This window comes from Pseudomonas sp. NBRC 111138 (assembly GCF_001320835.1).
Taxonomy (GTDB): domain Bacteria; phylum Pseudomonadota; class Gammaproteobacteria; order Pseudomonadales; family Pseudomonadaceae; genus Aquipseudomonas; species Aquipseudomonas paracarnis.
Genome location: NZ_BCBO01000058.1, coordinates 1 through 21,565 on the forward strand (window position 1 = coordinate 1; position 21,565 = coordinate 21,565).

General features: G+C 62.1%; 17 protein-coding genes and 1 pseudogene. 16 read left to right on the top strand and 2 right to left on the bottom strand.

Going from position 1 to position 21,565, the window contains the following annotated elements:
- The 16 genes and pseudogenes from APH41_RS28050 to ureC form a co-directional block, all read left to right on the top strand.
- Positions 1-191, top strand: a pseudogene (locus tag APH41_RS28050) (DUF2946 domain-containing protein); the annotation flags it as partial.
- Positions 192-238: 47 nt separating this feature from the next.
- Complete coding sequence (locus APH41_RS10270; protein WP_054918811.1) at positions 239-721, top strand: copper chaperone PCu(A)C; 483 nt, start codon at positions 239-241, stop codon at positions 719-721.
- Between the two features lie 10 nt (positions 722-731).
- Positions 732-1,130: a DUF2946 domain-containing protein gene (locus APH41_RS10275; protein WP_072445925.1), complete on the top strand. Its 399-nt coding sequence runs from the start codon at positions 732-734 to the stop codon at positions 1,128-1,130.
- A 93-nt stretch (positions 1,131-1,223) separates the two neighbouring features.
- Positions 1,224-3,284 (top strand): TonB-dependent copper receptor, encoded by a 2,061-nt coding sequence (locus tag APH41_RS10280; protein ID WP_054918814.1) that lies wholly within the window; start codon positions 1,224-1,226, stop codon positions 3,282-3,284.
- 118 nt (positions 3,285-3,402) lie between these two features.
- Complete coding sequence (locus tag APH41_RS10285) at positions 3,403-4,764, top strand: PepSY domain-containing protein (RefSeq protein WP_054918816.1); 1,362 nt, start codon at positions 3,403-3,405, stop codon at positions 4,762-4,764.
- Positions 4,765-4,957: 193 nt separating this feature from the next.
- Positions 4,958-6,223: an urea ABC transporter substrate-binding protein gene (gene urtA, locus APH41_RS10290; protein WP_054918818.1), complete on the top strand. Its 1,266-nt coding sequence runs from the start codon at positions 4,958-4,960 to the stop codon at positions 6,221-6,223.
- Positions 6,224-6,389: 166 nt separating this feature from the next.
- Complete coding sequence (urtB, locus tag APH41_RS10295) at positions 6,390-7,892, top strand: urea ABC transporter permease subunit UrtB (RefSeq protein WP_054896384.1); 1,503 nt, start codon at positions 6,390-6,392, stop codon at positions 7,890-7,892.
- Positions 7,892-8,959 carry an urea ABC transporter permease subunit UrtC gene (gene urtC / locus APH41_RS10300; RefSeq protein ID WP_034126400.1) on the top strand — a complete coding sequence of 356 codons (1,068 nt, stop codon included), beginning with the start codon at positions 7,892-7,894 and terminating at the stop codon, positions 8,957-8,959. The genes urtB and urtC overlap by 1 nt, the downstream gene beginning before the upstream one ends.
- Positions 8,956-9,789: an urea ABC transporter ATP-binding protein UrtD gene (gene urtD, locus APH41_RS10305; RefSeq protein ID WP_161975077.1), complete on the top strand. Its 834-nt coding sequence runs from the start codon at positions 8,956-8,958 to the stop codon at positions 9,787-9,789. The genes urtC and urtD overlap by 4 nt, the downstream gene beginning before the upstream one ends.
- 147 nt (positions 9,790-9,936) lie before the next feature.
- Positions 9,937-10,635, top strand: coding sequence for an urea ABC transporter ATP-binding subunit UrtE (gene urtE / locus APH41_RS10310; RefSeq protein ID WP_034126399.1), 699 nt, complete (start codon positions 9,937-9,939; stop codon positions 10,633-10,635).
- A 30-nt stretch (positions 10,636-10,665) separates the two neighbouring features.
- Entirely contained in the window at positions 10,666-11,505 is an 840-nt protein-coding gene (locus APH41_RS10315; RefSeq protein WP_034126398.1) for an urease accessory protein UreD, read from the top strand.
- 158 nt (positions 11,506-11,663) lie between these two features.
- Positions 11,664-11,966 (top strand): urease subunit gamma, encoded by a 303-nt coding sequence (gene ureA, locus APH41_RS10320; protein WP_003171437.1) that lies wholly within the window; start codon positions 11,664-11,666, stop codon positions 11,964-11,966.
- A gap of 9 nt (positions 11,967-11,975) precedes the next feature.
- Positions 11,976-12,488, top strand: a complete 513-nt coding sequence (locus APH41_RS10325) for a GNAT family N-acetyltransferase (RefSeq protein WP_054918823.1) — start codon at positions 11,976-11,978, stop codon at positions 12,486-12,488.
- 5 nt (positions 12,489-12,493) lie between these two features.
- Positions 12,494-13,027, top strand: a complete 534-nt coding sequence (locus APH41_RS10330; protein WP_034126396.1) for a GNAT family N-acetyltransferase — start codon at positions 12,494-12,496, stop codon at positions 13,025-13,027.
- The gene (locus tag APH41_RS10335; protein ID WP_054918825.1) at positions 13,024-13,329 is read left to right on the top strand and encodes an urease subunit beta; all 306 of its coding nucleotides are present in this window, start codon (positions 13,024-13,026) and stop codon (positions 13,327-13,329) included. Before APH41_RS10330 ends, APH41_RS10335 begins: the two co-directional genes overlap by 4 nt.
- A gap of 170 nt (positions 13,330-13,499) precedes the next feature.
- The gene (ureC, locus tag APH41_RS10340; RefSeq protein ID WP_054896378.1) at positions 13,500-15,200 is read left to right on the top strand and encodes an urease subunit alpha; all 1,701 of its coding nucleotides are present in this window, start codon (positions 13,500-13,502) and stop codon (positions 15,198-15,200) included.
- Here ureC and APH41_RS10345 read toward each other — a convergent pair.
- Positions 15,197-20,368 carry a dermonecrotic toxin domain-containing protein gene (locus tag APH41_RS10345; RefSeq protein ID WP_054918827.1) on the bottom strand — a complete coding sequence of 1,724 codons (5,172 nt, stop codon included), beginning with the start codon at positions 20,366-20,368 and terminating at the stop codon, positions 15,197-15,199. The two genes, ureC and APH41_RS10345, sit on opposite strands and share 4 nt — an antisense overlap.
- Before the next feature lie 84 nt (positions 20,369-20,452).
- On the bottom strand, positions 20,453-21,391 hold the full coding sequence (locus tag APH41_RS10350) for a DnaJ C-terminal domain-containing protein (protein ID WP_034126393.1): 939 nt from the start codon (positions 21,389-21,391) through the stop codon (positions 20,453-20,455).
- Positions 21,392-21,565: the final 174 nt, after the last annotated feature.

Consider the following 21,565-nt stretch of genomic DNA (forward strand, 5'->3'; position numbering starts at 1 on the left):
ATCACTCCGCCATGCAGCATTGCTGGTGTTGCTCGGGTTCTGCGCCGTTGGTGGCGTTGCCGGGGCATGTGCCGCAGTTGTATGTGACGCGCTTCGAGGCGGTGCAGAACTTGCCGCCGCGCTTATTGCGCAATCCAACCCCGCGCCAGCAATGGCCGAGCCTTAACCCCCGCGCTTCTCCAACGGTCTGATCTTCTTCGCAAGTGAACTGCGTTTAGAACCGTTCTGGAGAACTGCCATGCTTAAATCTTCCCTGCTTCTGGCTGCGTTGCTGCTGCCGGTGTTCAGTGCTGCCAATGCCGAAGACTACAAGGCCGGCGATTTGCTGGTGAGCGACCCCTGGTCTCAGGAGTTGCCACCGAATGCGCCTACCGTCGCCGCCTACTTTGTAATTCATAACACCGGGGCGGCCCCGGATCGCCTGCTCAGCGTTGAAACCAGCGTTGCCGAAAAAGCCGAGCTGCATGAGCACGTGATGCAAGGCGATTTGATGAAGATGCAACAAGTGCCCAGCGTCGCCGTACCGGCCAAGGGTGAACTGACCTTCGCGCCGATGGCCTATCACGTCATGCTGCTTGGCCTCAAAGACCGCAGCCTGCTGGCCGACGGCAAGCAATTCCCGCTGACCCTGACCTTCGAAAAAGCCGGCAAGGTCGAGGTGCAAGTGTCGGTGCACAAAGCGCCGCCAATGGCCGGCCACGAGCACATGCACGCCCAGTAAGCCAACCTCGATGGGCGCCCCTCGCGCCAGGTTGTCTCCCCACCGCCGCCTGATGCGCGGCAGTTGGATCAGCCTGTTCGCCATGCTGATGATTTTTATCGGTCCGCTGATTTCCCAAGCGATGCCGATGGATCATCACGCCAGCATGTCCATGACCATGGACATGCCCAACTGCCATGGTGAACCTGCGCAGCACAGCAAAGCCCCGGACGAGCATCATGTTCTCTGGGAAAAATGCGGCTATTGCAGCTTGCTGTTCAGTTGCCCGGCCCTGCCCGGCAGCGTCTCCTACGTAACCCTCGGCACCCCGCCGCCCGCCAACGCCCTCACCCCCGCCACGCGCCTGGGCCATGCCCGGCAGAGCATCTTCCCCGGAGCCCGCAGCCGCGCGCCGCCCATCGTTTCGTAAGCCCTTCACCGCGTTACTTCACCCCGGCCGACTTTAGACAGACAGCCGCAGGCTGCTGGCCGTGTTGTTTACGATTGATTGATGGAATTTGTCATGTCCAGGTTTTCTGCTGACACCCGTTTGGGAAGTACTGCCCTGCTCACCGCCTTATGCGGCGCACTATTGGCTGCCCACGCTTACGCCGACGAGCATGAGCTGAGCCCTACCGTCATCACCGCGATCGCCCCCAGCTCACCGCTGACCGTGGTCACCAACCCCAAAGACCCTCGCCAACCGGTGCCCGCCAGCGATGGTGGCGACTACCTCAAGACCATCCCCGGCTTCGCCCTGGTGCGCAACGGCGGCACCAATGGCGACCCGGTGCTGCGCGGCATGTTCGGCTCGCGTCTGAATATCCTCACCAACGGCGGCATGATGCTCGGCGCCTGCCCGGGCCGCATGGATGCGCCAACTTCGTATATTTCGCCGGAAACCTACGACAAGCTCACCGTGATCAAAGGCCCGCAAACCGTGCTCTGGGGCCCGGGCGCATCAGCGGGCACCATCCTGTTCGACCGTGAACCCGAGCAGTTCGGCGAGCTGGGCACGCGGGTCAACGCCAGCGTATTGGCCGGTTCCAACGGGCGTTTCGACAAGGTCATCGATGCCGCTGCAGGCGGCCCATTGGGCTATGTGCGCGTGATCGGCAACCAGGCCCACGCCGACGATTACAAGGACGGCAACAACGACACCGTCGCCTCGCGTTATGACAAGTGGAACGGTGACGTGGCTGTGGGCTTCACGCCCGACGCCGACACCCTGCTGGAACTCACCGCCGGGCGTGGCGATGGTGAAGCGCGCTACGCCGGCCGCGGCATGGACGGCTCGCAGTTCCTGCGCGAAAGCCTGGGGCTGCGTTTCGAGAAATCCAATATCGGCGAGGTGCTGGATAAGGTCGAGGCCCAGGTCTACTACAACTACGCCGACCATGTGATGGACAACTACAGCCTGCGTGTCCCTTCGGGCACCGGCATGATGGCGGGCCCCATGGCGTCCAACGTCGACCGCCGCACCCTTGGCGCACGCATCAAGGCGACCTGGCGCTGGGCGGATGTGCAATTGATCAGCGGCCTGGATGCGCAGACCAATGAACACCGTGCGCGCAGCAGCATGGGCATCGACACGCATAAGGATTTGCCGCGCAACAAGGACGCCAACTTCCACAACTATGGTGTGTTCGGTGAATTGACCTGGTACGCCGCCGACAACGATCGCCTGATCACCGGCGCACGCCTGGACCGCGCCTCGGCCAAGGACTTCCGTCAACGCACCGGCTCGGGAATGATGTCGCGCCCGAACCCGACCGCCGGCGACACCCGCGCCGATACATTGCCCTCGGGCTTTGTGCGTTATGAGCACGACCTAGCGGACAGCCCCACCACGCTGTATGCCGGCCTGGGCCACGCGGAACGTTTCCCGGATTACTGGGAGCTGTTTTCCCCCAACACCGGCGCGGCCGGTTCGGTGAATGCCTTCGACGGCGTGAAGCCCGAGAAAACCACCCAGCTCGACTTCGGTGCCCAGTACAAGAGCGCCGACCTGGAAGCCTGGGTGTCGGGCTATGTCGGCCAGGTGCGCGACTTCATCCTGTTCGACTACAGGCCCGGCATGATGGGCACCACCTCCCAGGCGCGCAATGTGGACGCACGTATCATGGGCGGCGAAGTGGGCGCAGCGTACAAGCTGAGCCAACACTGGAAAGCCGACGCCAGCCTCGCCTATGCCTGGGGCAAGAACAGCAGCGACGGCAAGGCGCTGCCGCAAATGCCACCGCTGGACACGCGCCTGGGCCTGACCTACAGCGAAGACGATTGGAGCGCTGGTGCGTTGTGGAGGGTGGTCGCGGCGCAACACCGTATCGATCCAAACAAAGGCAACGTGGTCGGCAAGGACTACGACAAGAGTGGCGGCTTCGGCGTGTTCTCGCTGAACGCGGCATACCGCGTCAACAAGCACTTCAAGGTCAGCACCGGGGTCGACAACCTGTTCGGCAAGGCTTATGCCGAGCATCTGAATCTGGCCGGTAACGCAGGCTTCGGTTACCCAGCCAACGACCCGCAGGCCATCAAGGAGCCGGGCCGTACGCTCTGGACCAAGGTGGACATGAGCTTCTAAAAGCATCGCAGGCAAGCCTGCGCCCACAGGTGGAATACATTCCAATGTGGGAGCTGGCTTGCCTGCGATGACGGTGTAACAGACCAAGAAAAATCAAAAGCCTTATGCGGAGCACCCGATGACCACACAAAAAATTCCCTTCTACAACCTGGCCTGGCGCTGGCACTTTTACGCCGGCCTCTTCGTCGCCCCCTTCATGGTGCTGCTGGCCCTCACCGGCATCATCTACCTGTTCAAACCCCAGCTCGACCCGCTGATGTACGGCCACCTGCTCACCGTGCCCGCCGCCGAACACGCGCTGAGCGCCGACGAGCAACTGCAGCGCGTCCAGGCCGCCTACCCCCACGCCGCGATCAGCAAATACCTGCCCCCTGCCGACGCCACTCGCAGCGCGCAGTTCGTGATGCGCAACGATGCCCACGAGGTGACGGTGTTCATCGACCCCTATCGCGGCACCGTCCTCGGTGAGCAGGACGCAAACAACAACCTGCAAGCCATCGTCCGCGCCCTGCACGGCGAACTGATGATCGGCACCGTCGGCGATCGCCTGATCGAACTCGCCGCCGGCTGGGGCGTGATGCTGGTGGTGTCCGGCCTGTACCTGTGGTGGCCGCGGGGCAAGTCATCTGCAGGCATTCTGTGGCCTCGCTTCAATACCCGTGGTCGGGTGTTCTGGCGTGACCTGCACGCTGTCGCCGGCTTCTGGGGCGCGGCGTTCCTGCTGGTGATGCTGCTCAGCGGCATGACCTGGACCGGGTTCTGGGGCAAGCAATACGCCGACCTGTGGAACACCTTCCCAGCCGCGATGTGGAACAGCGTGCCGCAGTCCGACCAGCAGGCCCGTGTGCTCAACACCGCCACCCAGCAGACCGTGCCCTGGGCCCTGGAAAACACGCCGATGCCAATGTCCGGCGACCACGCCGAGCATATGAATCACGGCGCAATGCACGCAGGCCCGGCCGCACCCACGGTGCGTCTGCAACAGGTGGTCGACCTGGCCAACGCACGCAAGGTCGAGCCCGGCTACAGCATTACCTTCCCCACCACCGCCACTGGTGTATTCACCGTCGCGGTGTTCGCCGACGACCCGCGCAACGACGCCACCCTGCACGTGGACCAGTACACCGGCAAGGTCCTGGCCGATGTACGTTGGGATCATTACAACCTGGTCGCACGCGCCACCGAAACCGGCGTGATGCTGCACGAAGGCAAGATGTTCGGCTGGGTCAACCAACTGATCGTGCTGTTGATCTGCCTGATGATTCTGCTCAGCGCGGTCAGCGGCGTGGTGATCTGGTGGAAGCGCCGGCCACAAGGCGGGCTAGGTGTACCGCCGCTGCGCCATGACCTGCCCAAGTGGAAAACCGCGATGGCGATCATGCTCGGGCTGGCGATCATTTTTCCGTTGGTAGGGGCTTCGTTGGTCCTGGTGTGGGCGCTGGATCGCTTGTTGCTGTCACGCATCAGCGCAACCGCCTGAAGCATTGTCGCGCAACGCCCTCTTTTGAAGCCTGCCGTGCACTCAACGGCCTCCGTGGCGCCAACCTGGTGCGCCACGGAGCGGCTTTACCTCCCGAACCCGCCGGTAACCCGTGTCTGGCGTAGCAGGCACAGCCTTTGCAAAGCCCTGTGTATCTGCCCCACAACAATTATCGGTACACGGAGATCGCACCATGAAGCGTCGCAGCTTGATCAAGGCTTTCACTTTGTCGGCATCCATTGCCGCCATGGGTTTGACCTGGACCGTCCAGGCCGCCGAGACCATCAAGGTCGGCATCCTGCACTCGCTGTCCGGGACCATGGCGATCTCCGAAACCTCGCTCAAAGACATGGCGCTGATGACCATCGACGAGATCAACGCCAAGGGCGGGGTGAACGGCAAGATGCTCGAACCGGTGGTGATGGACCCGGCGTCCAACTGGCCGCTGTTCGCCGAGAAAGGTCGGCAACTGTTGACCCAGGACAAGGTGGCCGTGGTGTTCGGCTGCTGGACCTCGGTGTCGCGTAAATCCGTACTGCCGGTGTTCGAAGAACTCAACGGCTTGCTGTTCTACCCGGTGCAGTACGAAGGCGAAGAGATGTCGCCCAACGTGTTCTATACCGGTGCGGCCCCGAACCAGCAGGCGATCCCGGCGGTGGAATACCTGATGAGCGAAGAAGGCGGCAGCGCCAAGCGTTTCTTCCTGCTCGGCACCGACTACGTGTACCCGCGCACCACCAACAAGATCCTGCGCTCGTTCCTGCATTCCAAAGGCGTGGCGGATAAAGACATCGAGGAGGTCTACACCCCGTTCGGCCACGCCGATTACCAGACCATCGTCGCCAACATCAAGAAGTTCTCCGCCGGTGGCAAGACCGCGGTGGTCTCCACCGTGAACGGCGACTCCAACGTGCCCTTCTACAAAGAACTGGCCAACCAGGGCTTGAAAGCCACCGAGGTACCGGTGGTGGCGTTCTCGGTGGGTGAAGAAGAACTGCGCGGCATCGACACCAAGCCGCTGGTGGGCAACCTCGCGGCCTGGAACTACTTCCAGTCGGTGGAAAACCCGGTGAACCAGAAGTTCGTGGCCGACTGGAAAGCCTACGCCAAGAAACACAACCTGCCGGGCGCCGACAAAGCCGTGACCAACGACCCGATGGAAGCCACCTATGTGGGCATCCATATGTGGGCGCAGGCGGCGGAAAAAGCCAAGTCCACCGACGTCGACAAGGTGCGTGAAGCCCTGGGCGGCCAGACCTTCGCTGCGCCGTCGGGCTTCACCCTGACCATGGACAAGACCAACCACCACCTGCACAAGCCGGTGATGATCGGTGAGATCCAGGCCGACGGGCAGTTCTCGGTGGTGTGGCAGACCGAAGCGCCGATTCGTGCACAGCCGTGGAGCCCTTACATTCCGGGCAATGACAAAAAACCGGACTATGCCGTGAAGAGCAACTAACGCCCCCACGGCTCGAATGTGGGACATGGTCACTGTGGGAGCTGGCTTGCCTGCGATGCAAACAACTCGGTGTGCCTGACACACCGCAGCGATGCCATCGCAGGCAAGCCAGCTCTTACACACAGCCTGCTCCCACACTGTCCCCGCATGACCAGGACATTTTTATATGCCCACTGCCCTCCACCGCCTCATCCTCGCCCTGCTGTTGTTGCTGCCCTTTGGCGCACACGCCAGCGACGCCGAAGACTTCCTTGCCGCCAACCCGGTGCAGCAAGCCAAACTCCTGCAGGACTGGGCCGCCCAACCCGACCCAACGCGTATCGAGTTGGTGGATGCCCTTGAGCAAGGCCAACTCACGCTCAACGGTGAAACCAAGACCGTGCGCCTGAACAACCGCCTGCGCGGTTTGATCAATAACGTGCAAGCCAGCCAGCAACTGCTCGCCGCCGACCCCAAGGTGCGCCTGGACGCAGCGCGCACCCTGCAAAAAAGCGCGGTGCCTGCACAACTTAAATTCCTCGACCAGCAGGTCGCCGCCGAGACGGATGAGCAGGTGCACAGCGCCCTCAGCCTGGCCCTGGCCAACCTGCAACTGGTCGACCCCGACCCGGTGGTGCGCCTGGCGGCCGTGCGCTTGCTCGGCAGCACCGGCGACCCGCTGGCCCGCACGCGCCTAGAGGCGCTGCTGGCGCCAGGCGTGGAAGCCGACGCCGCCGTACACACTGCCGCTGAGACCAGCCTGGCCCAGGTCAAACGCAAACTGATGATGGGTGAGATCCTCGGCCAGGCGTTCAGCGGCATGTCCCTGGGCTCGATCCTGCTGCTGGCGGCCCTGGGCCTGGCGATCACCTTCGGCCTGCTCGGCGTGATCAACATGGCCCACGGCGAGATGCTGATGCTCGGCGCCTACTCCACCTATGTGGTGCAATTGATGATGCAGCGCTATGTGCCCCAGGCCATCGAGTTCTACCCGTTGATCGCGTTGCCGGTGGCGTTTTTTGTCACTGCGGCCATCGGCATGGCGCTGGAACGTACGGTGATTCGCCACCTGTATGGCCGCCCCCTGGAAACTCTGCTCGCCACCTGGGGCATCAGCCTGATGCTGATCCAGCTGGTGCGTCTGGTATTCGGCGCGCAGAACGTCGAAGTGTCGAACCCGGCCTGGCTGTCTGGCGGCATCCAGGTACTGCCCAACCTGGTGCTGCCGTACAACCGCATCGTGATCATTGCCTTCGCGCTGTTCGTGGTGGTGCTCACCTGGCTGCTGCTGAACAAGACGCGCCTGGGTCTGAACGTGCGCGCCGTCACCCAGAACCGCAACATGGCCGCCTGCTGCGGCGTGCCCACCGGGCGCGTGGACATGCTCGCCTTTGGCCTCGGCTCCGGTATCGCAGGTTTGGGCGGCGTGGCGCTGAGCCAGATCGGCAACGTCGGCCCGGACCTGGGCCAGAGCTACATCATCGACTCGTTCCTGGTGGTGGTGCTCGGCGGCGTCGGCCAGTTGGCCGGCAGTGTCATGGCCGCCTTTGGCTTAGGAATAGCCAACAAAATCCTCGAACCCCAGATCGGCGCCGTGCTCGGCAAGATCCTGATCCTCGCGCTGATCATTCTGTTTATCCAGAAACGCCCGCAAGGACTCTTCGCACTGAAAGGACGGGTGATCGACTGATGAACCAGCCATTGATGCTTACGGCCACGCAAAAGGCCGGCCCCAAAGTCACGATTGCAGTCGGTGCAGTCATCCTGCTCCTGCTGCTGGCGTTGCCCCTGTGTTCGTTATTGTCTGCGGACAACCCGCTGCATGTGTCGGCCTACACCTTGACCCTGGTGGGCAAGATTCTCTGTTACGCCATCGTCGCCCTGGCGCTGGACCTGGTGTGGGGTTACGCGGGGATGTTGTCCCTGGGCCACGGTTTGTTCTTCGCCCTGGGCGGCTACGCCATGGGCATGTACTTGATGCGCCAGGCGGCAGGCAGCGAGTTGCCGGCGTTCATGACCTTTTTGTCCTGGACCGAATTGCCCTGGTACTGGGCCGGCACCGACCACTTCCTGTGGGCGTTGTGCCTGGTGGTACTGGCCCCCGGTGTGCTGGCCTTGGTGTTCGGTTTCTTCGCCTTCCGCTCGCGGATCAAGGGCGTGTATTTCTCGATCATGACCCAGGCCCTGACGTTCGCGGGGATGCTGTTGTTCTTTCGCAACGAGACCGGGTTCGGCGGCAACAACGGCTTTACCAACTTCCGCAGCATCTTAGGTTTTGGCATCACTGAACCTGGCACCCGGGCGGTGTTGTTTTTCGCCACGGTGCTGTTGCTGGTGGCCAGCCTCTACATCGGCTGGCGCCTGGCGAAAAGCAAGTTCGGCCGCGTGCTCACCGCCCTGCGCGATGCCGAGAACCGCCTGATGTTCTGCGGCTACGACCCACGCGGTTTCAAGCTGTTCGTGTGGGTGTTGAGCGCAGTGTTGTGCGGGCTTGCCGGTGCGCTGTATGTGCCGCAGGTGGGCATCATCAACCCCAGCGAAATGTCACCGACCAACTCCATCGAAGCCGCCGTGTGGGTAGCGCTGGGCGGGCGTGGCACGTTGATCGGGCCGTTGCTCGGCGCTGGTGTGGTCAATGGCATGAAGAGCTGGTTCACCGTGGCCTTCCCCGAGTACTGGCTGTTCTTCCTAGGCGCGCTGTTCATCATCGTCACCCTGTACCTGCCCAAGGGCGTTATCGGCCTGCTGAAGAAATGAGGAACGTCATGCTTGAACCTATTTTCGACGCAGGCAGCGGCCGCGATGCGATTGGCATCGGCCAGGTCGCGGGCAAAGGGCTCAACACCCGGCACGGCACCATTCTGACCCTGGAAGATATCAGCGTCAGCTTCGACGGTTTCAAGGCCCTCAACGACCTGAACCTGTACATCGGTGTTGGCGAATTGCGCTGCATCATCGGCCCCAACGGCGCGGGCAAGACCACGCTGATGGACGTGATCACCGGCAAGACCCGGCCCAGCCACGGCAAGGCCTGGTTTGGCGAGACCCTGGACCTGACCCGCATGAGCGAAGTGCAGATCGCCCAGGCCGGCATCGGGCGCAAGTTCCAGAAGCCCACGGTGTTCGAAGCCTTGAGCGTGTTCGAAAACCTCGAGCTGGCGCAGAAGACCGACAAGTCGGTGTGGGCCAGCCTGCGTGCGCGCCTGAACGGGGAACAGAAGCACCGCATCGAGGAAGTGCTCGACACCATCCGCCTCACCGCCTCCGTGCATCGCCCCGCCGGTTTGCTGTCCCACGGCCAGAAGCAGTTTCTGGAAATCGGCATGTTGCTGATGCAAGACCCGCAACTGTTGCTGCTGGATGAACCGGTAGCAGGCATGACCGATGCCGAAACCGAATTCACCGCCGAGCTGTTCAAGCGCCTGGCCGGCAAGCACTCGTTGATGGTGGTGGAACATGACATGGGGTTTGTCGGCTCGATTGCCGACCACGTGACGGTGTTGCATCAGGGCAGCGTACTGGCCGAAGGGTCGCTGGAACAGGTGCAGGAAAACGAGCGGGTGATCGAGGTTTACCTCGGCCGCTAACGCTGACACGAACGGCTGATCGTTCCCACGCTCCGCGTGGGAATGCCAAGTTGGACGCTCCGCGTCCCGCTGAGCAACGGTGACGCAGAGCGTCACGGGAAGCATTCCCACGCAGAGCGTGGGAACGATCATTGAGGAGAATCGAACATGCTGCAAGTCGACAAGCTGCACCAGTACTACGGCGGTAGCCACATCCTGCGTGGGCTGTCTTTTGACGTGAAGATCGGTGAAGTCACCTGCCTGCTGGGCCGCAACGGCGTGGGCAAGACCACCCTGCTCAAGTGCCTGATGGGCCTGCTGCCGGCCAAGGAGGGCGCAGTGAACTGGGAAGGCAAGGCCATCACCGGCTTCAAGCCGCACCAGCGCGTACATGCCGGCATCGCCTACGTGCCCCAGGGCCGGGAGATATTCGGGCGGCTGACCGTAGAAGAAAACCTGCTGATGGGACTGTCACGTTTTCCCGGCTCCGAAGCCAAAGAGGTGCCGGCCTTCATCTACGAGCTTTTCCCGGTGTTGCTGCAAATGAAGCATCGACGTGGCGGTGACTTGTCCGGCGGGCAGCAGCAACAGTTGGCGATTGGCCGTGCCCTGGCGAGCCGCCCGCGCCTGTTGATTCTCGATGAGCCCACCGAAGGCATCCAGCCGTCGGTGATCAAGGAAATCGGCGCGGTGATCAAGAAGCTCGCGGAGCGCGGCGATATGGCGATCCTGTTGGTGGAGCAGTTCTATGACTTTGCCGCTGAACTGGCTGACCAGTACCTGGTGATGTCCCGTGGCGAAATCATGCAGCAGGGCCGTGGTGAAAATATGGAACGCGAAGGTGTGCGCGGGCTGGTAACCATCTAATCTGTAGCCTCCTAACGATAAGCACACGCCATGAACCTGCCCGTTACCCCTGCCCTGTTCACGCCCAGCTGGCACGCCGAGCTGGAACTCGGCTACGCGCGTGTCAATGACACCACGCGCCCGGTGCTGCGCCGCCACCTTGGCCCGCTGCGGGTGCAAAAACACCTGTACGCCGAAGGCCCCGAGGTATGCCAGCACATCATCGTGCATCCGCCCGGCGGGATTGCCGGTGGCGATCGCCTGGACATCAGCGCCCATGTGGGCACGGGTGCCTGGGCACAACTGACCAGCCCCGGCGCCGCCAAGTGGTACCGCGCCAGCGGCCCGGCGTTTCAACACGTCAAGTTGACCGTCGAGGCCGGCGCGACGCTGGAATGGCTGCCTCAGGAAACCATCGTATTCAGCGCCGCCCAGGCCGAACTGACCACGCGAGTGGAGCTGTCGGGCGATGCGCGGTTGTTCTACTGGGATGTGGTCGCTCTGGGCCGCCCGGCCAGTGGCGAACGGTTCGACCTTGGCCACTTTCAATCGCACCTGGACATTCGCCGCGACGGCCAGTTGCTCTGGCATGAGCGCCAGCGCATTGTGGGCGCCGATGGATTGCTGGATTCGCCTATCGGGCTGGATGGGCAACCGGTGTTTGCCACGTTGCTGGTGACCGGTGAGCTCGACCCTGAACTGCTTGAGCAATGCCGCTCACTGCCCCATGCGGTGCGCGGGGATTTGACCCAATTGCCTGGCTTACTGGTGGCGCGTTGTTTGGCCAGTGAAGCGCTGCTGGCGCGGGGGTGGTTGATTGATTTATGGCGGCTTTTACGCCCGGCGCTGTTTGGGCGTGAAGCAGTCGCACCAAGAATCTGGAGCACATGAAGATGCGCCCTATTGTAGGAGCGAGCTTGCTCGCGAAAATCGTTAACGATAACGCGGGCATCCTGAATGCACGCGGCGCCCTCGGGTTTTTCGCGAGCAAGCTCGCTCCTACAGGGGTAAGCGCTCGTCTTTTTAACTGCCTTACTACGGACTGAACCATGGACCTGACCCCACGGGAAAAAGACAAACTGCTGATCTTCACCGCAGGCCTGGTCGCCGAACGGCGCCTGGCACGCGGAGTGAAGCTCAACTACCCGGAGACCATCGCCTATATCTCCGCCGCCCTGATGGAAGGCGCCCGCGATGGCCGCACGGTGGCCGACCTGATGCACTACGGCACCACCCTGCTCAGCCGCGAACAGGTTATGGAAGGTATCCCGGAAATGATCCCGGATATCCAGGTGGAAGCCACGTTCCCCGACGGCACCAAGCTGGTCACCGTCCACCAGCCCATTGCCTGAGGCGCAGCCATGATTCGTGATGCAACCGAACACGACCTGCCGGCGATCCGCGCCATCTACAACGACGCGGTGTTGAACACCACGGCGATCTGGAACGAGCAACCGGTGGACCTGGCCAACCGCCAGGCCTGGTTCAGTGCGCGCCAGGCCCAGCAGTACCCGATCCTGGTCACGGTGGACAACGACGAAGTCACCGGCTACGCCTCATTCGGCGACTGGCGCCCCTTCGAAGGCTTCCGCTACAGCGTCGAACACTCGGTATACGTGCGCAATGACCAGCGCGGCAAAGGCCTCGGCCCGCGCCTGATGCAGGCCCTGATCGAGCGCGCCCGCAGCCGCGGCAAGCACGTCATGGTCGCCGCCATCGAAAGCGGCAACCTGGCCTCGATCTGCCTGCATGAGCGCCTGGGCTTCGTGACTACCGGGCAAATGCCGCAAGTGGGCATCAAGTTCGGCCGCTGGCTGGACCTGACCTTTATGCAACTGACGTTGAATCCGGGCGCCGAACCGCCCCAGGAGTGAGATCGATGAGCGCTGCACAACTGCGTCGAGTCAATGCTGAAAGCTTTGCCCATTACCGCCGGGGCTTGATCGAGCTGTTGCTGGACGCGGTGCAGCACGGCGCTTCGGTGGGCTTCATGGCCGACTTCGATGAGGCCCAGGCCCGGGACTACCTGACCGGCGTGCAAGCCGGCGTCGAGGACACCAGCCTGCTGCTGTGGGTAGTGGTGCGCGACGAGCAGGTGATCGCCAGCGTGCAATTGGCGTTGTGCCAGAAAGCCAACGGCCTGAACCGCGCCGAGGTGCAAAAGTTGCTGGTGCACAGCAGCGCCCGTCGCCATGGCCTGGGCCAGCAATTGATGAATACCCTGGAACTCGCCGCGCGCCAGCACAAGCGTGGCCTGCTGTACCTGGACACCGAGGCCGGCTCCGGCGCCGAAGCCTTTTACCAGTCGCTGCGCTACACCAAGCTCGGTGAACTGCCCGACTATTGCCAAAGCCCGGACGGGCGTTACAGCCCGACCGCCATCTACTTCAAGACCCTGGGGCAACCTGCATGATTCCTGGTGAATATCAGATCCAGCCTGGCGAGATCGAACTGAATGTCGGCCGCCGCACCCTCATCGTCGGCGTAGCCAACAGCGGCGACCGGCCGATCCAGGTGGGCTCGCATTACCACTTTTTCGAGACCAATGACGCGCTGGAATTCGACCGCGCGGCCAGCCGTGGCATGCGCCTTAATATTCCGGCGGGCACGGCGGTGCGGTTTGAGCCGGGGCAACGTCGGGAGGTGGAGTTGGTGGAGTTGAGTGGTGCAAGGCGGGTATTTGGGTTTGCAGGGCGAGTCATGGGCGACCTTTAGGGCCTCATCGCAGGCGAGCCAGCTCCCACCGTTGGAATGCAATTAGATCGTTCCCACGCTCCGCGTGGGAACGCCGCCAGGGACGCTCTGCGTCCGCTCTTTACGTCGTGACGCAAAGCGTCACAGGATGCATTCCCACGCAGAACGTGGGAACGATCGAGGACACACCCATGAAGATATCCAGACAAGCCTACGCCGACATGTACGGCCCCACCGTCGGTGACAAGGTGCGCCTGGCCGACACCGAACTGTTCGTCGAAGTCGAGCAGGACTTCACCGTCTACGGCGAAGAGGTCAAATTCGGCGGCGGCAAGGTTATCCGTGACGGCCAGGGCCAGAGCCAATTGCTCGCCCATGAAGTGGTCGACACGCTGATCACCAACGCATTGATCATCGACCACTGGGGCATCGTCAAGGCCGACGTCGGCTTGAAGAATGGCCGCATCCACGCGATTGGCAAAGCCGGCAACCCGGACATCCAGCCCGGCGTGACCATGGCCATCGGCGCCAGCACCGAAGTGATTGCCGGTGAAGGCATGATCCTCACCGCCGGCGGCATCGACTCCCACGTGCATTTCATTTGCCCACAGCAGATCGAAGAGGCCCTGACCAGCGGCGTCACCACCATGATCGGCGGCGGCACGGGGCCGGCCACCGGCACCAACGCCACCACCTGCACTTCCGGCCCGTGGCACCTTGCGCGGATGCTGCAGGCCAGCGATTCGTTCCCGATGAACATTGGCTTTACCGGCAAGGGCAACGCCAGTTTGCCCGAGCCGCTGATCGAGCAGGTCAAGGCCGGTGCTATCGGCTTGAAGCTACATGAAGACTGGGGCACCACACCCGCGAGCATCGACAACTGCCTGAGCGTCGCCGATGCCTACGACGTGCAGGTGGCGATCCACAGTGACACCCTCAATGAGTCGGGCTTTGTCGAAACCACCCTCGCCGCGCTCAAGGGCCGCACCATCCACACGTACCACACCGAAGGTGCCGGTGGCGGCCATGCACCGGACATCATCAAGGCCTGCGGCTTCCCCAATGTGCTGCCCAGCTCCACCAACCCGACGCGGCCGTTCACGCGTAATACCATCGACGAACACCTGGACATGTTGATGGTGTGTCACCACCTGGACCCAAGCATTGCCGAAGACGTGGCCTTCGCCGAAAGCCGCATCCGCCGCGAAACCATCGCCGCCGAAGACATCCTGCACGACCTCGGCGCGTTCTCGATGATCAGCTCCGACAGCCAGGCCATGGGCCGTGTCGGCGAAGTGATCACGCGCACCTGGCAGACCGCCGACAAGATGAAAAAACAGCGTGGCCCCCTGCCGGGCGACGGCGTGGGCAACGATAACTTCCGCGCCAAACGCTACATCGCCAAGTACACCATCAACCCGGCGATCACCCACGGTATCAGCCATATCGTCGGTTCCATCGAAGTCGGCAAATGGGCCGACCTGGTGCTGTGGCGCCCGGCGTTTTTCGGCATCAAGCCCACGCTGATCCTCAAGGGCGGCGCCATTGCTTCGAGCCTGATGGGCGACGCCAACGCCTCGATCCCGACGCCGCAGCCGGTGCATTACCGCCCCATGTTCGCCAGCTTCGGCAGCTCCCTGCACGCCACCAGCCTGACGTTTATCAGCCAGGCCGCGCAGGCGGCCGGACTGCCCGAGGCCCTGGGCCTGAAGAAGCAGATCGCGGTGGTCAAAGGTTGCCGCGACGTGCAGAAAACCGACCTGATCCACAACGATTACCTGCCGGATATCGAGGTGGACCCACAGACCTATCAGGTCAAGGCTGACGGTCAGTTGCTGTGGTGCGAACCGGCCGAGGTGTTGCCGATGGCCCAGCGGTACTTCCTGTTCTAGAGGATGGCGCGGATCGCTTGATCGGTCAGTGTCTGGTTCAAGGTGATCAGTTCGGCATTGATGCGACCAAAGGTGTCGTCGTAGTCTTGCTGGGACATCAGTTGCCCCGGCTCACTTTCCGAAGCCGGTCGGCCCAGGCGCTGGGCCGACCGGCTGATGGTTTGGCGCAGGGCCTGCCTCGCGCTCTCAGGGAGGTTGGCTGCGGCGGCCCATTGTTCCTGCGCGGCCTGATAGTCAATCAGTGCATCGAATTTTGCGGCAATCGACGCGTAGTCAGCTGGATGAGCCCGCTGCAGAAAGTCGGTCCACATCGGTTGCTCCAGCAGGTTGCCACGCAGCAGCTCGCCTTGGTCCAGTAGCTGTACGCGGTTGAATGCCGCCTCGACCATGGGCGCCGTCACATAATCCTCGCGGAACATCATGCTCCGCGATTGCCAGGGCAGGTCCAGACGGGTTGCCAATGGCGTTGTGTACGCCAGGTAGATCTCGACTTCGTCGATATCAGCGATCAAATTGCCGCGGGCATCGTAATGATCGATGCGTGCGCCTTTGGCGTCGTACTCCGGAAACTTGACGCCGTCATCCTGCAGTTGGGACACGCGCTCATGGGCGATACGGCCCAACTCATCGAGCCGCCACTTGCCCCTGGCCAGGTTGAAGACAGTTTTGCGCACGGAGGCCACGTCCTCGCTGAAGTACGCCGACCAATGCAGCACGGCAACGCCCATCGCATTGAACATCTGGGCTCCGGCGTCCACGCAGGCCGCAGGGTCCCGGGCCATCAGGAACAACTGCTCGCGCAATTCGGCGTCTTCGCCCATCGCCTCAAGTATGCGCCAGACCTTGGCGGTCAGTTCCGGCAACCATACGCCGCCCCTGAGTGTCGAGTCCCCGGAGTTTCTGACGGCACGAAGAACATTGAAAAAGCCCTCAGAGCCAAACGAACCTTCAAGCATGTCCCATAACACCTGCCTGGAGGGCCATTCCTGCGCCGAATAACCGGTTTTCCACCGCTCGCTGTCGAGCGCGCCCCTTTTCGGCAATTGGCGATCCGGATCCCGGCCGGCAGCCTCGATGTACCGCTTGAATTGAGCAAGCAGTTCAGGCGTCAGCGTTTCACGGGTGAGGAAGGTTTTCGCCACAATCAATGCCTTATCCGAGCCCGGCGCGAACTCGGGAATCCGCGCTATCGGGTTCTGCCGCATATCCAGAATGAAGTCTTCCGGCCTGGGCACACGGAACACACTGCCAGGCCACTCCACCAGGCTTGTTTCATTGAGCAGCAAGGTATGTAAGCGCGGCATGCGCCCGACATCCGGTGGCAAGCCGAGTGGGTTCATTTCCAAAAATAACTCTTTGAGATGCACCCGATCTTTCAAACGCAAGACGTCTTCAGGCGTAAGGACAATACTGTTACCGCCCAAATGCAACCGCTGCAAATGCGGCATCTGTTCGATGGCTGACGGCAGGCGTGTCAGTTGAGCGGCCTCGATCCCTAATCGACGCAGACCGCGAAAGTTGGCGAGCAGTGGCTGCACATCCGCATCCGTCAGCTGCGAGCCTTCGGTTCCCACAATGCCCAAGTAGCTGACATGGTCGAAGTTTGCAGTCAGTGCGGGCAAGGTTCGGAGCTGCTGCGCCAGGTCCTCTTCCAACCATTCGATTTTCTGCCCCAAGAGGCGCCCATTTCGATCGTAGTGCCGTGGGCCAACCTTTCTCCAGGCGTCATCCAGCGCCGTATAAATCTTGCGCCTGGCCCTCAGCACCTGACGTTGCTGGTCACCGAACGGTTCCATGCCCTGGGGCGGTGTGCTCAGCCAGTTGTGCAAGGTGGCCTGCAGGGTCTTGTACTCTTGCTCCAACGCACGCAGCCAGCTCAGATCCAGCGCGCCGCGCTCGTTGATCAGGGCGAGCATTTCGTCCCGGGTGATTTCCGGGTACAGGCTGCGGACCCGCTCGCGTGTGATTTTTTCCCACTCAGTGCCACCGCGCCCGCTCAATGGATAGCCGCGACGCTCGCCCGGCAACACGCTCGGCGGTCGAAAAAACGGCAGCTTTTCCGGCGACATGCCCAAGGCTTTGCGCAACGGTGCTCGGCCTAATGCATGTTGCTGGATCAACCCCTTCAATTGCTCACCCTGGCCGACATGGGGCAGGCCAATCGCGTTGCGATGGGCGTCGGTCAACGCGTGCTGCAAGGCGCCATAGAAACCATTGAGGCCATGCAGATCCTGACCGCGCTCATCAAAGGCTTGATAACGTCCATCCTCCGTACGTGCCAGGACCTTGCGATTGCTCGCCTCCTGAGGGCCAAAACTGGCACGCAATGGGCCTTCAAACCGACCCTCGCGCACTTCCAGGCGCAGATTGTCCGACCAGCCGGGCAGCGCCGGCAGTGTGTGGAGGGCCAGGGTTTCGGTGTCTGGGCCGGCCAACGCATCGAGGTACAAGCCTTCATACGCGAGGGTCAGGCGCATTTGCTGCTGCGCCCGGCGCGCCTTTTCAGCGAGGCGCAGGGGAATGCGCTTGGCGCGGCTCATCGTGTCGCGCTCGGTCGGCGTCGCGTCCGCCAGCACTTCGCGCGCCAAAATCGTCGGCACACCGCTGAAGTCACGCTGGATCAGCATAATCGCGGTGTCGGAGAGTGGCTGCTGCTCGACGTAAATACTCTTCATCAACCGCTCGCGCACCTCGATGGCCCTTTGTTCGAGTTTCAATTGCAGGGCCTCGGTTCTCGCCTCGGGTGTGCGGGCGGTGTAACTGCCCACCAGAGCATCGCGCTGAGGTTCGCTGAACGCTTCGATAATGCGTATGGGCAACTGGCCGCTCATCAATTCGGCGCGGTGGACCTGCACGGTGTCCGCCGCCGCAGCCTGCTGATTACCGTATTTGATCGACGGCCCGCTCAACTCGGTGCCGGAAAATGCCTCGATCGCCTTGCTCGCTGGCCATCCCGGCAACTCCACCGCCAGGGATGCGGCATAGCTGCACAGTGCGCTGCTGAGCGAGCCCTGGCGAATACCCTCGGCGACGCTCACCGCATCGCGATACGCCCTGAACTGGCGCAGGGTGTCGAGCAGGATCGCCGGTACCGGCTCGCCTTCCACATGCACGCGGCGCAGCACGTCCTCACTCACCGCCGCAACGCTGCGCACCTGCTCCAACTCGGCATCACTGAAGCCCTCCGTCACCGGGCCCAATCGCCGCATCAACGTGGCGCCTTCCCAGGTGTGCGGGCGTTCCACTTCATGGTTCCAGAGGCCAGCGCCGTTGCTCTTCAATATCGGTTGATAGGCCTCGGCGCGCGTGGGATGGAGGATGCGGTATTGCTCGGTCAGCGGGTCTTGTTGCACGGCATAGCGTTTACCCTCCAATGGCAGCACGGTCTGGCCATTGTGCCGGTGCAGGCCTTGCTCATCCGCCGCCACTGAAGGTAGGGACGCGGTGTGCTCATAGGTCGACAAGTCGGGTTTCCACAGCCGAGTCTTACCACTGGGGAGAGTGACGGCCTTGAGCTGCTCGATAAACGGCGACACGGTGAAGTGCACCACGGCTGCCTGAACCGCCAGCGTCGCCAGGTTTTCCACCACGTCGGTGATGTGCGCCCAGCCCTCTTCGCGATCGCCTTCGCTCAGCTCGATGACACCTTCGATGACTTCGTAGAGCATTTGCCCGGCCATCGCCACGGCCATCAGCACGCCAAGCGGTGGCACCGCCATGGCCACCAGGTTGAGACCGAACAGGCCAATGCTCATGTAATGCGCGGCGCGCAGTGAGCGCGAGGCCTCATCGACATCGGCGGTGCTCACCGCACGATGCCGCGCATTCTCGAACAGGCGGGCACGCAGGCTGCCCAGGCGATAGGTCCACAGGTCTGCAACTTGCCATAGGTCCGTCAGGGTGTGGGCGCGAATGTTGAATTCAGGGGCAGTGGCATGCACGCGCACGTAGGGATGTGGTTCGCCCAGTGTCGAAGGCGTGGCAAAGGACGGAGAAGTGAGCAGGCGCCCCCATTCCGATCGCAAGGCCTGTGCGCCAAACGGCTGGGGAGGTGCGTCCAGCACCAGTTCGGTCAGCCGTTTGTAGTAGTAGGCGCGGTCTTTGTCGGCAACGAACCGGGCAAAAAAATGCTGGTTCGGCGTAGCCCTCCAGCCTTGAGAGCGGTCAGCTTCCTGGGTGGTTTTCGCGCTCAGGCGCTCGGTCAATGCAGTGCTGAAGTCATTGAAGGTGTCATAACGCTTGATGGGATGGTCGGGGTCATCGGGAATATAAACGATGACCCAGCAGGTGTAGCCAGGCTTGGCGCAAGCGTCGATGACCAGGCAATCATGCAGGTGCAGGTTCATCAGGCTCAGGCTGCGATACACGATGGGCTTGCCGTCGCTGAGAATGTGTTTTTCCCCGGCCGCCACACGCATCAGCAAGGCGTGGTCGCTGTCACCAATGTCGCCCTTGAGCAACGCCAGGTACGCTGCCGCCTTGAAGGCGGCTTTCTGGTGCCGGACATAACGCTCGCGCAGTTCGGCCTGGGACTCGGCGTGGTCAGGTTTCAACTGCGCCTTGAGGTGAGCCTGGTACTGCTTGCCCAGGTCCAGGTCTCGGCACAGCTGGGTGAACGCATGAATCTTCAGGGTCGTGGTGTGGCGCTCGAAATGATCGCGCACGTCCGGTTGGGTGATGAAACCTGAGGCACTGTCGAAATAGCCCTCTCGAGTCTCGCGTTGCTCAAAGTTGCCAAGGGCAGCGTGCAGCAGGGAGAACGTTTTGACCCTGAAGCCACTGGTCTTTACGCCAAAGGCATCTTCCACCGGTACATACAGGCGCAACCAGGTTTGATTGACGTCCAGCTCGTGGCCGATAGCCTTTAGCTTGGCTTCCAACAAGGGTTGGGCAAACGCTTGCTCCGAGTGTATGTGACTGAAGGTTTTCTCCAGTTCGTTGAGCGACTCGCAACGGGCGTCCAGCAACACTTTGAGCTGATCTTTGTGTGCCTGGGAAGCAGCGTCATACCAGCGGGGAATGGCTGGCGGCGTGTCTTTTAGGGCCTTGCGACGGGAGGGCGAACTGTTGACCAGGCAAGTGGGGATCGCCTGTTTGATCAGCTCGTAATGTTGGCCCTGCTCACCGGGAAGCGGCGTGGCGGGGTCGGTGACCTGAAAGTCCGGCATGGGATGACAACCTTTTTCTTGGAAGAGGTTGTCATCCTAGGCACGCCGTTTTTGCGGCTGGCGCTAACTAAATCAATGACCCGTTCAAAACTGCTCGCGCGGGTTGAACGCAGCCTTTTGCGCCAGGGCCTCCCACAATGCCTTGACCTCATCATCCGCCGCCTTGGGCATGACGGCCTTGAGCTGGATGAACAGATAGCCGCGTTGCCCGGCCTTGTTCAGCAAACCATGGCCCTTGGCACGCATGCGCTGGCCGTTCTGGCTACCGGCAGGCACCTTGAGGTTGATCTTGCCGGTGAGGGTCGGCACGGCCACTTCCGTGCCCAGCGCCAACTCCCAGGGTGCCAGCGGCAGGTTGATGATCAGGTTTTCGCCGTCCACCTCGAACCTGGGGTGGGGCGCAAACTTGATGATCAGGTACAAATCACCATTGGCCCCGCCGCCAATGCCAGGCGCGCCCTGGGCCTTGAGGCGAATGCGCTCGCCATCGGCCACACCGGCCGGGATCTTCACGTTCAGGCTTTTGGTGGTGTTGCTCACATGCCGACCGGAGGCATCGTATTGCGGCACCTGGAAGCTGATCTGCTTGGACTCAGTGGACAGGGTTTCCTCCAGGGAGACCGTGAGCTGCATCTCCACATCCTGGCCCTTGCGCCCGGTAGGACGGCGCTGGCCGCCACCGAAAGCATCACCACGCGAGCCGAAGATCGAACTGAAAAAGTCCGAAAAGTCGCCCGCGTCCTGGCCACCACCAAAGCCGCCACGGCTCTGCCAGCCCGGTGGACCCTGGAACGGCTGGCCATGCTGGCCGTACTTGCGCAGTTCGTCGTATTCGGCGCGCTTGTCGGCGCTTTTAAGCGCTTCATAGGCCTCGGACGCATCCTTGAACTTGGCTTCGGCGTCCTTTTCCTTGCTGACGTCCGGGTGATATTTGCGCGCCAGCTTGCGATAAGCCGACTTGATCTCTTTGTCATCAGCCGTGGGCTCGACACCGAGAATCTTGTAGTAGTCTTTGAAATCCATGGGGGCATCACCATCCGTTATCGATATCGCGCAGCCCGCCACACGGCACGCCATGGCTGGCAGCCTGGGAATTGATGTCAGGGCGCGTCATAAGTTAATCGGCGGCACACAGGGTCAGTGCAATCACTGTGTACCGCCTGGATATGCCCACAAGATTGGGGCAAAACCCGCCCT